Annotated in this window: 12 protein-coding genes; 1 reads left to right on the forward strand and 11 read right to left on the reverse strand. The window is 72.8% G+C overall.

All coding sequences use genetic code 11. The features are described from left to right. Positions 1–78: 78 nt before the first annotated feature. The 6 genes from ABT238_RS04755 to ABT238_RS04780 form a co-directional block, all read right to left on the reverse strand. Complete coding sequence (locus ABT238_RS04755) at positions 79–795, reverse strand: ABC transporter permease (protein ID WP_350560408.1); 717 nt, start codon at positions 793–795, stop codon at positions 79–81. A 64-nt stretch (positions 796–859) separates the two neighbouring features. Beyond that, positions 860–1,777, reverse strand: coding sequence for an ABC transporter ATP-binding protein (locus ABT238_RS04760; protein WP_350560410.1), 918 nt, complete (start codon positions 1,775–1,777; stop codon positions 860–862). Positions 1,778–1,786: 9 nt separating this feature from the next. Further along, the gene (locus ABT238_RS04765; RefSeq protein WP_350560412.1) at positions 1,787–2,695 is read right to left on the reverse strand and encodes an ABC transporter permease; all 909 of its coding nucleotides are present in this window, start codon (positions 2,693–2,695) and stop codon (positions 1,787–1,789) included. Beyond that, the gene (locus tag ABT238_RS04770; RefSeq protein ID WP_350560414.1) at positions 2,679–3,671 is read right to left on the reverse strand and encodes an ABC transporter ATP-binding protein; all 993 of its coding nucleotides are present in this window, start codon (positions 3,669–3,671) and stop codon (positions 2,679–2,681) included. The genes ABT238_RS04765 and ABT238_RS04770 overlap by 17 nt, the downstream gene beginning before the upstream one ends. A gap of 155 nt (positions 3,672–3,826) precedes the next feature. Beyond that, on the reverse strand, positions 3,827–4,714 hold the full coding sequence (locus tag ABT238_RS04775) for an LLM class flavin-dependent oxidoreductase (protein WP_350755546.1): 888 nt from the start codon (positions 4,712–4,714) through the stop codon (positions 3,827–3,829). 59 nt (positions 4,715–4,773) lie between these two features. Continuing rightward, positions 4,774–4,968, reverse strand: a complete 195-nt coding sequence (locus ABT238_RS04780; RefSeq protein ID WP_350560418.1) for a hypothetical protein — start codon at positions 4,966–4,968, stop codon at positions 4,774–4,776. A 179-nt stretch (positions 4,969–5,147) separates the two neighbouring features. On the opposite strand from ABT238_RS04780, the gene ABT238_RS04785 reads away from it, so the two are divergent. After that, positions 5,148–5,987 carry an HAD family hydrolase gene (locus ABT238_RS04785; RefSeq protein WP_350560420.1) on the forward strand — a complete coding sequence of 280 codons (840 nt, stop codon included), beginning with the start codon at positions 5,148–5,150 and terminating at the stop codon, positions 5,985–5,987. 18 nt (positions 5,988–6,005) lie between these two features. On the opposite strand, the gene ABT238_RS04790 is transcribed toward ABT238_RS04785, so the two are convergent. The 5 genes from ABT238_RS04790 to pstC all read right to left on the reverse strand — a co-directional run bounded on the left by ABT238_RS04790 (position 6,006) and on the right by pstC (position 12,283). Then, on the reverse strand, positions 6,006–6,965 hold the full coding sequence (locus ABT238_RS04790; RefSeq protein WP_350560422.1) for a phosphate ABC transporter ATP-binding protein: 960 nt from the start codon (positions 6,963–6,965) through the stop codon (positions 6,006–6,008). A gap of 23 nt (positions 6,966–6,988) precedes the next feature. Next, the gene (locus tag ABT238_RS04795) at positions 6,989–7,924 is read right to left on the reverse strand and encodes a sortase (protein ID WP_350560427.1); all 936 of its coding nucleotides are present in this window, start codon (positions 7,922–7,924) and stop codon (positions 6,989–6,991) included. Continuing rightward, positions 7,921–9,873 carry a phosphate ABC transporter substrate-binding protein PstS gene (locus tag ABT238_RS04800; protein WP_350755547.1) on the reverse strand — a complete coding sequence of 651 codons (1,953 nt, stop codon included), beginning with the start codon at positions 9,871–9,873 and terminating at the stop codon, positions 7,921–7,923. The genes ABT238_RS04795 and ABT238_RS04800 overlap by 4 nt, the downstream gene beginning before the upstream one ends. 38 nt (positions 9,874–9,911) lie before the next feature. Further along, positions 9,912–11,168: a phosphate ABC transporter permease PstA gene (gene pstA / locus ABT238_RS04805; RefSeq protein ID WP_350560431.1), complete on the reverse strand. Its 1,257-nt coding sequence runs from the start codon at positions 11,166–11,168 to the stop codon at positions 9,912–9,914. A 95-nt stretch (positions 11,169–11,263) separates the two neighbouring features. Beyond that, positions 11,264–12,283, reverse strand: a complete 1,020-nt coding sequence (gene pstC / locus ABT238_RS04810) for a phosphate ABC transporter permease subunit PstC (RefSeq protein ID WP_350560433.1) — start codon at positions 12,281–12,283, stop codon at positions 11,264–11,266. Between the last annotated feature and the right edge of the window lie 61 nt (positions 12,284–12,344).

The following is a 12,344-nucleotide window of genomic DNA, read 5'->3' on the forward strand; positions in this document are numbered from 1 at the left end:
CCCCCCGCCGACGCACGCCGGGCGCGCCCCCGACCCGCGGGGCGCGCCCGGCTCGTCCGCGACGCCGGCGGCCGACCCCTACTCGTCCGAGGCCAGGGTGAGCCCGCCCAGCCGCACCGAGGCCAGCGCGGTCGCCGCCACGGCGACCACCAGCAGCAGCGGCACCGCCACGCCGAGCGAGACCGCCGAGGTGATCGAGCCCTCGGCCGCGACCGTCTCGGCCACCGCGAGCCCCCACTGCTGGACGCTGAGCGTCTTGGCGCCCGAGGCGAAGTTGCCGATCAGCGACTCCCACACCAGCGCGTACGCCAGCCCGGCCACCACCGCGTGCCGGGTCACCACGCCGAGCAGCAGGAACAGCGCGCTGTACGCCGCCCCGGAGACCAGCGCGGCCACCGTGTAGGCGAGCGCCAGGCCCTCCTTCGTCCCGTACAGCAGCAGCCCGGAGAGCAGCACCGGGAGCGCCGAGAACGCCCAGGTGATGCCGATCGCGACGGTGAGCTTGGTGGTGATGATCTTCCAGCGCGGCAGCGGCTTGGCGAGCAGGTAGACGATCGAGCCGTCGTCGATCTCGGTGGCGATCGCGCCGGTGCCGACGACCAGGCCGAAGATCGGCAGCAGGGTGCCCAGCGCGAGCTTGCCGAGGATGTTCACGACGAGGTCGTGCTTGTCGCCGCTGGACCCGGCGGCGATCGCCGAGACGACCAGCAGCAGGGCGGGGACCACCAGCAGCAGCAAGCCGCGGCGGCGGCCGAGCAGGCCGCGCAGCGTCAGCCTGGCGACGGTCGGGTTCATGGTGGGTCGGCCTTCCTGAGGTCCTGGTGGTGGGTGCCGGTGGGCGGGCGGGGCGGTGCCGTCGCTAGGCGGAGACGAGGTAGGAGAACACGCTCTCCAGCGACTCGTCCGCCGGGGCCACGGTGTACAGCCGGATGCCGGCCCGCTGGGCGACCTTCGGCAGCAGGGTGGTGAACCCCTGGAAGTTCACCGCCTGGACGCGCAGCGCCTGCTCCTGCCGGTCCAGCTCGATGCCGGACGTCGACCCGTCGGCGATCAGCGCCGCCGCGAGCCGCCGGTCGTCGCTGGAGCGGACCAGGTAGCGGTGCGGGCGGTCGGTCATCAGCCGGCGGATCTTCCGGAAGTCGCCGGAGGCGGCGTGCCGGCCGGCCACCACGACCTCGATGTGCCGGGCCAGCTGCTCGACCTCCTCCAGGATGTGCGAGGAGAACAGCACCGTCCGGCCGTCCGAGCCGAAGCGCCGCAGCAGGTCCATCAGCTGGATCCGCTGGCGCGGGTCCATGCCGTTGAACGGCTCGTCGAGCAGCAGCACGGCCGGGTCGTGGACCAGCGCCGAGGCCATCTTGACGCGCTGCTTCATGCCCTTGGAGTAGGTGCCGGTCCGCCGCTCCTGGGCGTACTCCATCTCCACCAGGGCGAGCGCCTTGCGGGCGGCGGCGCCCGGGTGCGGCAGGCCGTGCAGCTCGGCGTTGGCCAGGACGAACTCCCAGCCGGTCAGGTAGTCGTACATCGACTCCCGCTCGGGGACCAGGCCGATCTGCCGGTACACCTCCTGGTTGCGCCAGATCGGCGCGCCGTCCAGGGTCACCGTCCCGGTGGACGGCGCCAGGAAGCCGCTCATCATGTGGATCAGGGTCGACTTGCCGGCCCCGTTCGGCCCCAGCAGGCCGGTGATGCCGGGGCCGATCGCCATGCTGACGTCGTTGACGGCGACCACGTTCCCGAACCAGCGGGAGACCTTGTCGATGGTGATGGTGGCCATGACGCCCTCTCAAACGTTGCGGTAGCGGCGCAGCAGCAGCCGGTACGAGCCGGCCACCATCGCGACGGCGACGGCGGTGAACACCAGCAGGCCGAGCCCGCCGGGCGGGTGCAGGCTCCCGGCGTCGCCGAGGTCGAACAGCCCGTTGCTCAGGCTCTCCACCATCCCCACGGGCGACAGCAGCGCCGTCCACTGCGTGGCGTCCGGGAGCTCCTCGCCGGGGCCCATGCCGTCCAGGCTCGTCCCGACGATGCCCCCGAGCAGCGCGGTGGTGACCGCGAGGTAGCCCATGATCGCGGCCACCCCGAAGCCGCGCCGCGGCGTGGCGGCGGCGATCAGCACCGCGACCGAGGTCGGCACCAGCGCGTACATCACCGCGGCCACCAGGCCGTAGAAGAAGTGCTCGGTCTGGTCGCCGAAGTCCAGCTTGATGAGCAGCGAGCCGACGTAGAGCACCACCAGCGGCGCGACCATCAGCAGCAGTTGGGCGCAGGCCATCGCCCCGAACTTGGCCCGCACGTAGTCGGCGCGGGTGATCGGGCGGGAGAAGTACAGCGGCACGGTGTGGTGGCGCAGGTCCCGGGAGAGCAGCACCGGTGCCTGCGAGGCGAGGAAGATCGAGACGACCAGCCCGATCGAGCTCAGGTACTGCGCGTAGTCGACCGGCAGGTCGTCGGACGCGGACATCACCGCGATGGCCACGATGATCACGGCCGGCACGACGGCCGCGCCCAGCACGATCATCGGCAGCACCTTGGACTTGCCGGACCGCCCGAGGCCGTACGCGGCGCGCAGGCTCTGGGTGAACAGCGAACGCGCGGCGTACGCCCGGCCGAGCCGGGGGCCGCTGTAGCCGCGGTAGCCGATGTCGTGGATGACGCCGGTGTCGGCCGGGCGGAACTCAGGAGGCAGCGACATCTGCGGTACTCCCCTCGTTCTCCGTGTTCTGCGACCGCTGCGACTGCTCCGTGCCCTGTGTGAACAGCTCCGCGACCCGGTGCCGCCGCTGCTCCAGCCGGACCAGCCCGAGCCCGAGGTCGGCGACCGCGTCCCGGATGGCGTCGTACGTGCCGTCGCCCGCCAGCTCCACCAGCAGGATCCGCGCGCCCTCGGTCTCCACCGAGACCCCCGCCGCCGCCAGCCGCTCGCGCACCGCGGCGCTCGCGTCCAGCGCGTGGTCCTGCGGATGGTCCGTCACCTCGACCGCCAGGGTGGCCGTCGTGCCGGTGAAGGAGGCGGTGGAGGAGGAGCGCAGCAGCTTGCCGCCGTCGATGACCACCAGGTGGTCGCAGGTGCGCTCCAGCTCGCCCAGCAGGTGGGTGGTGACCAGTACCGAGATGCCGAAGTCGGTGTACACCCGGCGGATCAGCGCCAGCATGTCGTCCCGGCCCACCGGGTCCAGCCCGTTGGTGGGCTCGTCCAGCAGCACCAGCTTGGGGTCGTGCACCAGTGCCTGGGCCAGCTTCACCCGCTGCTTCATGCCGGTCGAGTAGCCGCCCATCGGGCGGTAGCGCTCCTCGTACAGCCCGACGTGCCGCAGCGTGTCCGCCGTCCGTTCACGCGCCGCGGCGGCCGGCAGCCCGGCCATCCGCGCCATGTGCACCACGAACTCGGTGGCCGAGACGTCCGGTGGCAGGCAGTCGTGCTCCGGCATGTAGCCGACCTGCTCGCGGATCTCCGACCCCTGGGTGGCGATGTCCAGCCCGAGCACCCGCCCGGTTCCGGAGGTCGCCGGGGCCAGCCCGAGCAGGATCTTGATGAGTGTGGACTTGCCCGCTCCGTTGGCCCCCACCAGACCGACCACCCCGGGCTCGACCTCAACGGTCAGCTGATCGAGGGCGGTCACCCGGGGGAACCTCTTGGTGAGGCCGTCCGTCTTGATGACAGTGGACACGAACCACAACGTAGCGTCCGTGCCCGCAAACGGCCATGGGCTGCGATGAGGACCCCGCCTGCTGCTCCGGTATGACTCCGTCCCTCCCGTCCCCTAGGGGATCACCGCGCCCCGCCCGGGGACGGCGGCCGTGCCGCGCCGCCCCCGGCCCGGTCTCAACCCAGCTGGGAGAGACCGTCGGTGACGATGCGTTCGAAAACGGCGAGGTCACCGGCGAAGACCGAGTCCGGGACCGGCCAGTGGATCACCAGCTCGGTGATGCCCAGCTCCCGGTACGTCCCGGCCCAGTCCACGAAGGCGTCCACCGACTCCAGCGGACGCTCCGCCGTCGAGCCCTGGAGCAGCACCTTCTCCAGCTCGCCGGCGTCCCGGCCGCGCTCCTCGCAGGCCGCCGTCAGCTTCGCGATCTGCCGGGCGATCACCGCGGGCGCCTGCTCGGCCGGCACGTCCGCCGGGCCCTTCGGGTCGCCGTAGGTCACCCAGCCCTGCCCGTACTCGGCGGCCAGCCGCAGCCCGCGCGGACCGGTGGCGGCGACGTAGAACGGCACCCTCGGGGTCTGCACGCAGCCGGGGATGTTCCGGGCCTCGACCGCCGAGTAGTGGGCGCCCTCGCGGGTGGTGGCGTCCTGGCGCAGCAGTTCGTCCAGCAGCGGCACGAACTCCGCGAACCGGTCCGCCCGTTCCTTCGGCGACCAGGCCTCCTGCCCCAGCGCGGTGGCGTCGTAGCCGGTGCCGCCGGCGCCGACGCCGAGCGTCAGCCGCCCGCCGGACACGTCGTCCAGCGTGATCAGCTCCTTCGCCAGCGTCACCGGGTGCCGGAAGTTCGGCGAGGACACCAGGGTGCCGAGCCGCAGCCGCTCGGTGGCGGTGGCGGCCGCCGTCAGGGTCGGGACGGCGCCGAACCACGGCTCGTCGCGGAAGGACCGCCACGAGAGGTGGTCGTACGTGTAGGCGGCGTGGAAGCCGAGGTCCTCGGCCCGCCGCCAGATCTTCTGTCCCTCGCCCCACCGGTGGATGGGGAGGATCACCGTGCTCAGTCGCATGGCCCGACCCTACGCGCGCAGGTGCCGCCCGGCCTTCCGCGGCCGGCCGGCGGGGGAGGTCAGGGGTGGGGGCGCTGGGCGGGGAGGCGCGGGAGGTGGGCGGGGGCGCCGCGGCGGGCGAGGTCGGCGAGGGTGTCGAAGAGGATGTCGCCGAGCAGGACGGGTTCGCGGGACGGCGGTGGGGCGTCCTCGGGGAGGGAGGCGTCCTCCGGGATGGTCGCGGGGCTCTCGTCTCGGACCTGGCGAGTTCGCATGGCTCTTCCTGCCGACGGGGTGGCCGAAGGAGTCCTGCCCGGTCAGGGGCGCGGGACACCCCGCAGGCGGGCGGATCGGCCGGAACTGGCGCCGCGGGGGCCGAAACGCGCCGCAGTGATCGCCACGGCCGGGGACCCGCGCCGCTGACCTCCGGACCGGGGTGGGCGAAGATGGAGCGGTGACCATACCGCGCCCCGCCTCCCCGACCCGGCTGATCGCCACCGACCTGGACGGCACGCTGCTCTGCGCCGGCGGCACCGTCAGCGAGCGCACCGCCGCCGCCCTGGCCGCCGCCGAGGCCGCCGGGATCCAGGTGGTGTTCGTGACCGGCCGGCCGCCGCGCTGGATGCAGCAGGTGAGCGCGCACATCGGCGGCCACGGGGTGGCGATCTGCTCCAACGGCGGCGCCGTGGTGGACGTGCGGCGCGGCGCGCTGCTGGAGTCCTTCCCGCTGGCGGCCGAGGACGCGCTCGCGGTGGTGGAGCGGCTGCGGGCCAAGCTCCCGGGCACCGCGTTCGCCTTCGAGTACCCGGCCGGTTTCGCCCGCGAGCCCGGCTACGAGGTGCGGATGTGGGGGCAGGACGAGAACCACCCGGTCGGCCCGGCCGAGGAGCTGCTCGGCCCGGGCGGCCCGGTGCGCGGGCTGTTCAAGCTGCTCGCCAAGCACCCGGACCTGGACCCGGACAAGCTGCTCACCGAGGCCCGGGAGGCCGCCGGGGAGCTGGCCGAGATCACCCGCTCGGCGCCGATACCGCTGCTGGAGATCAGTGCGCCCGGCGTCACCAAGGCCAGCACGCTGGCCCGCTGGTGCGCCGGGCGCGGGATCGACCGGAGCGAGGTGGTGGCCTTCGGCGACATGCCGAACGACCTGGAGATGCTGGCCTGGGCCGGCACCGCCTACGCCGTCGCGAACGCCCATCCGCAGGTGCTGGCGGCGGTGGCGCTGCACACGGTGAGCAACGAGCAGGACGGCGTCGCCGCGGTGCTGGAGGAGATCCTCCGGCACCGCGGCGAGTGAGGGGCCCGTGCGGGCCGGTCAGCCGAAGCGGCCGTTGACGTAGTCGGAGGTCCGCTGGTCGCGCGGGTCGTGGAACACCTGCTCGGTCGGCCCGGCCTCGACGATCCGGCCGGGGGTGTCGTGGGTGGCCAGGAAGAACGCGCAGGTCTGCGAGACGCGCTGGGCCTGCTGCATGTTGTGGGTCACGATCACGATGGTGAGCCGGCCGCGCAGCTCGGCGATGGTCTCCTCGACCCGGCGGGTCGAGGTCGGGTCGAGCGCCGAGCAGGGCTCGTCCATCAGCAGGATGTCCGGCGAGACGGCCAGCGAGCGCGCGATGCACAGCCGCTGCTGCTGGCCGCCGGAGAGCGAGCCGCCGGGGGCGTCGAGGCGGCTGGCCACCTCGTCCCAGAGGCCGGCCTGGCGCAGGCTGGTCTCCACCAGGTGCTCGCGCTCGTCCCTGGCGACCTTGATGCCGGCGAGCTTGAGCCCGCTGGAGACGTTGTCCTTGATGGACATCGCCGGGAAGGGGTTCGGCCGCTGGAACACCATGCCGATCCGGCGGCGCACCTCGGCGGGGCGCCGGCCGGGCCGGTAGACGTCGTCGCCCTCCAGCAGCACCTCGCCGGAGAGCGCGGCGCCGCGGACCATCTCGTGCATCCGGTTGAGGATCCGCAGGTAGGTGGACTTGCCGCAGCCGGACGGGCCGATCAGGGCGGTCACCTCGCCGGCGGGCATGGCGAGCGAGACCCGCTCCAGCACCTTGCGGGAGCCGAACCAGGCGGAGACGTCCCGGGTCTCCAGTCCGGCCAGGACGGGCTCCTGGTCGTCACCCTCGTAGTGCGCGTCCTGCGGGTACAGCAGGTGCCGCCCGTCGGGTTCGGCGTAGCCGTCGTGGACGGGGTGGCCGGCCCGGTCGACGGCGGGCAGCGTCATGGTGGTCTCGTCGGCCCCCGGGGCCTGGTCGGGCGGCAGGTCGGTCATCGGTGCATCCGTCATCGGTACGGTCCTCCGGGCGCGCTTCAGTAGAGGTTGGGCAGCAGGGCGGCGGCGTTCTCGTAGACCGCCCAGAGCAGCGCGCCGATCACCGGCGCGAGGCTGAGGTAGGCGGCCGAGCGGTGCCAGTACCGGGCCAGCACGACGGCGGCGACCACCGCGCCGAGCAGGCCCAGCGCCCACATCTGCAGCGTGGCCAGCGCGCCCTTGTCGGCGGCCAGCGCCTTGTCGTACGGCACGGTGGCGGGGCGCCCGCCGGGGTTCACCACCGGGTCGCCGTCCAGACGGGCGCCGATCAGCACCGTCGAGCTCGCGATCCAGTTGGAGTCGCTGGTCACCAGCACCAGCCGGTTGCGCACCGGGTCCACGATCGGGTGGTCCTCGTCGCCGTACACGTTGACGGTGTAGGTGAACTTGCCCTGCCCGGTGGTGGCCTCGATCTTGTCGCCCACCCGCAGCTTGGTCAGCTCGGCGAACGGCGCCCCGAAGGTCGCCCCGCGGCCGAACAGCACCGCCACCCCGGTCTGGCCTGGCAGCGCGGTGTCCCGGCGGTGGCCGGGTCCGCGCATGAGGTCCCGGCCGGTGGTGCCCTCCACCACGACCGCCTGGTGCAGCCCGATCGCCGGGATGTCCAGCAGCGCGACGGGCGCGCCGTCCGCCGCCTTTCCGGTCGGCGCGGTCGCCTTGCCGAGCTGGTCCCGGAAGGACTTGTAGGCGGTGGACTGGAAGTGCTTCTGCTGCACGTGCGAGAGGGTGAACAGGTAGCCGACGAAGCCCGTGGTGAGCGCCGCCAGCAGGCTCACCGCCCAGGCCGCCTGCAGGAAGCGGACCCGCTTGGCCGTCCGGCCGGTGCCGCCGGCGCCCGGCCCGGCCGGAGCGGACTCCGGCGCGGGCGCGGGGGCCGCCGGGGCCGGCGCGGGCCGCGCCGTCCCGACCGGCTTCTCCAGGGCGGGGGCCGTCATGACCGGCCACCCGTCTGCGAGCGGCGGCGCAGCAGACGGCGGCCGAGCAGCGGCGGGACGATGACGACGGCGAGCAGTTCGAGCGCGGTGAGGGTGGTCAGGGTCCAGTCCTCGGGCCGGCCGCCGACGTTGACCACGTCGGCGGCGACCTCGGTGGTGCCGCCGGAGCCGCGGCCCCGGGCGACCACCTGGCCGGTCTGCGGGTCGACGACCTCCTCGGCCGTGCCGTCCGTGCCCGTGCCGTCGCCGGCGGGCGCGTTCGGGTCGGCGACGGGCGCGTTCGGGTCGCCCGCCGCGGCACCGCCGGTGCCGGCCGTGCCGCCCGTTCCACCCGTGCCGGTGCCGCCGGTACCGCCGCCGGAGGCCGCGCCACCGGTGCCGCCCGTGCCGCCGGCACCCGGCGTCTGGCTGTTCTTGCCGCTACCGGTCTTGGCACCGGTGCCGCCCGAGCCGGAGGCCGCGCCTGCGGTGCCGCTCGCGCCGCCGCCGGAGGCCGCGCCGCCGGTGCCGCCGGTGTTGCCGCCGCCGGAGGCCGCGCCGCCGGCGCCGCCCGTGCCGCCCGTGCCGCCGGTGCTGCCGGCGCTCACCGGCTTGCCGTTCCCGTCGAGCTTGCAGTCCAGTGGCTGGCCCTTGGCGTCGCAGGGGCTGGGCTGCGGGGCGTTCTTGAGGAGGGTCAGCTCACCGGCCGAGTTGAAGGTCGGGTTGCCGCAGTTGGAGAGGGTGTTGGGGTCGACCGGGCTGGCGTTGCCGGGGATGTGCTGGGTCTGCAGCAGACCGCCGCGGACGAGGTTGCGCGGGATCGGCGAGTAGCCCAGCTCGTCCGCCTCGCCCTGCCCCTGGCAGAGCACGTAGGAGAGGAACTTGCTCAGCGCGGCGCCCTTGTCGTTGTTGAACCGGGGGAGCGCCTTGAGCGAGTTGGCGCGCGGCACGATCAGGTAGCTGTAGCTGGAGAGCGGGTACGAGCGCGGGTCCGCGTTGGTGTAGACGCCGTCCAGCTTCTGCTGGAGGTAGTTCGGGTCGTCCGGCGGGGTGTTGTCGTCGACGCCGCGGATCTGGGCGGCGGTGAGCGCCACGGCCACGTTGGACGCGGTCGGCAGGGTGTAGTACCCGGCCGGGTTGAGGACCTTCACGACCGGGATGTCACTGCGCTTGGCGAAGGCGTACTCGTCGTAGCCGATGGTGCCCTCGCCGGAGCTGGCCTTGATGTAGCCGGCGACGACGTCGGAGCCGCTCTGCGCGGTCATCTGGCCGGACTTCGGGTAGAACTCGGTGTACTCGCCGCAGGGGATGCCGTTGACGGACTTGCAGTAGTCGTCCCACTGGGCGGGGAAGGAGCGGCCCATCCAACGGGTGAACTGGGCGGTCGCACCGGAGCCGTCGGAGCGGACCACCGGGGTGATCGGCAGGTTCGGCAGCGCCTTGCCGTAGTCGGCGGTGATCTTCGGGTCGTTCCAGTTGGTGATCTTCTTGGTGAAGATGTCCATGATGGTCTGGGCGGACAGCCGCAGGTCGCGGACCTGCTTGCCGCCGACCGTCAGGTGGTACATCAGCGCGGTGCCGCCGGCGGTGATCGGCACGTAGGAGTAGCCGTAGATCACGTTCTCGATGCCGCCGTCGCCCTTCTGGCGGACATCGGCGCTGGCACCGTTGTCCACCTGGCTGCGGAACGGCACGTCGGAGGCGCTGAAGTCGTTGCGCCCGATGTTCCACTCGGTGCGGCCGCGGGCCGAGCCCACCGCGTTGAAGTCGATCTGGATGCCCTGCGGACCGACGTCCTGGCGCCACTGGTCGATCGCCGGGAAGGCCCAGCTGGAGCCGCTCGCGGTGAGCGCGACAGCGGCGTGCGCCGGGACGGCCTGGCCCAGCAGCAGGGAACCGGCCGCGAGCAGGGTGGACATCAGCACGCCCAACGGACGTGCCAGGGGGCGGCGTTCGGCCTCCCGCGACATGGGAACTCCTCTGGTGCGGAGGGTGGTGGGTCGGAACATCAGTGCCCCCCGACGGAGACGGCCGGGTGGCCGGTCGGTGCCGGTGCCGCGGCCGTCCGGGCGGCGGCGCGCGCGGCGCGGTCGAGCTTGCGCTTCTGACGGCGGCTCATCTCCCCGGCGGCGCGGCCGCCGAGGACGCGGGCGGTGACGAACAGGATGAGCACCACCGCCATCAGGGTCAGGGCGGCGGCGAAGCCGCGGGCGATCATCTCGTCGTACGGGAGCTTGACGTAGCTCCAGATGTACAGCGGCAGCGAGATCTGCGGGCCCTCGAAAGGGTTGCCGTTGAGCCGGGAGGTGAAGCCGGCGGTCAGCAGGACGGGCGAGGTCTCGCCGACGGCGCGCGCCATACCGAGCACCACCGCCGTCATCAGACCGCGGCGTGCGGTCGGCAGGACGACGTTCCACACCGTCCGCCACTGACTGCCGCCGAGCGCGTACGAGGCCTCCCGCAGGGTGCCGGGGACGAGGCGGATGACCACCTCGGCGGCCCGGGTGACGATCGGCATCATCATCACGGTCAGCGCCAGCGAGGCGGCGAAACCGCTCTTGTCGAAGCCGAAGGTGAGGATGACGACGCCGAAGACGAACAGGCCGGCGACGATCGACGGCAGCGCCGTCATCGCCTCGACCAGGGTGCGCACCGGGCGGGCCATCCGGCCGCCGATCTCGGACATGAAGACGGCGGCGGCGATGCCCAGCGGAACGGCGAACAGCGTGGCCAGGCCCAGCTGTTCGAGCGAGCCGACGATGGCGTGGAACGCGCCGCCGGAGGTGATCGGCGACAGCGAGGCGGTCTTCTCCATCGACTCGGTGAAGAAGTTGAGGTGCTGGGCCGCGTCGTAGCCGCGCGAGGCGACGTAACCGATCTGGTCGGCGATCAGGGCGACCACCAGCAGACCGGAGGTCCAGGCGACCACCGACACCAGACGCTCGCGGACCATCGGCCCGCCCCACTGGACCTGGCCGAGCAGGTAGTAGCCGGCCAGGAAGAGCACGTACCAGCAGATCAGGAAGCCCAGCACGCCACTGAACGGCAGCACGCGCTCGAACAGGACCCAGACCAGGCCGAGCGAGCCGGCACCGGCGCCGAGGATGGTGAAGACGTCCTCGCGCGTCACCCCGCCGAGCTTCAACTTCCGTTCCGGGAGCTGGGGTTCCGGTGGCGGTGCGGTCGTGGACGCCGGGGTCGGCCCGGGCGCCGGGGCCGACCCCGGCGCGAGCGCCTCGGCCGGCGGCTTGTCGAGGGTGGTCATCGGGGCGTCCCTTCACAGCGGAGCGAAAGCGGTCGGCGGGCCGGGCGGGCGGTGGCCCGGCCGTCCTGGCGGCGGATTCTCAGAGCGGCCACGGCTCAGTCCGCCGTCGCCGCGCCGGAACGGGAACGGCTGATCACGAAGCTCGCGGCCACGTTGACCAGCAGCGTGATCCCGAAGAGCACCAGGCCGGCCGCCATCAGCGCGGACAGCGACAGCGCGTCCGACTCGCCGAACCGCAGCGCGATCAGCGCGGAGATCGAGTTGGCGCCGTTCTCCAGCACGTGGCCCATCACGTCGAAGCTCGGCGAGATGATCAGCGCGACGGCGATGGTCTCGCCCATCGCGCGGCCGAAGCCGAGCATGATCGCGCCGATCACGCCGCCCTTGCCGAAGGGCAGGACGACCGTGCGCACCATGCCCCACCGGGTCGAGCCCAGCGCGTACGCGCCCTCGCGCTCGCCCTGCGGTGCCTGGGAGAAGACCTCGCGGCTCAGCGAGATGATGATCGGGATGATCATCAGCGAGACGACCACGCCGGCGATGAAGGTCGACGAGGTGTACGAGGTGCCGATGTCTCCGGTGCGCACCTTCAGGAAGGGGATCACCTCGCCCAGGTGGTTCGACATCCAGCGGACGGTGCCGATGATCTGCGGCTGGAGGAAGAACAGGCCCCAGAGGCCGTAGACGATGCTGGGGATCGCGGCCATCAGGTCGACGAGGGAGATCAGCGTCGCGCGCAGCCTCACCGGCGCGTACTCGGAGATGAAGACCGCCGCCGCGATCGCCACCGGAACGGCGATGACCAGCGCGATCACCGCGATCAGGATGCCGTTCGGCAGCACGGAGGCGATGCCGAAGTTGTGTGCCTGGGTCTGCCACTTCTTCTCGGTGAAGAAGTCGAAGCCGACCGCGCGCAGCGCCTGGGCGCCGCGCAGGATCAGGAAGAACGCGATCAGCCCCATGATCGCGAAGACCGAGAGGCCGGCCGCACGCAGCAGACCGCGGAACACCCGGTCGCCGTTGGTGGCGGGGGCGGTGATGGTGCGGGGTACATCGGGATCGGGCTGGCGTGGAGCCTCGGCGTACGGTGCCGCGGGCTCGGCGGCGGCTGTCATGGTCTGCTCTCCGGCGCGCTCGGTGGAAAGTGCTCGGTACAGGGATCGGTGGACGAACACC

Source organism: Kitasatospora sp. NPDC001527, from assembly GCF_040298605.1.
Classification (GTDB): domain Bacteria; phylum Actinomycetota; class Actinomycetes; order Streptomycetales; family Streptomycetaceae; genus Kitasatospora.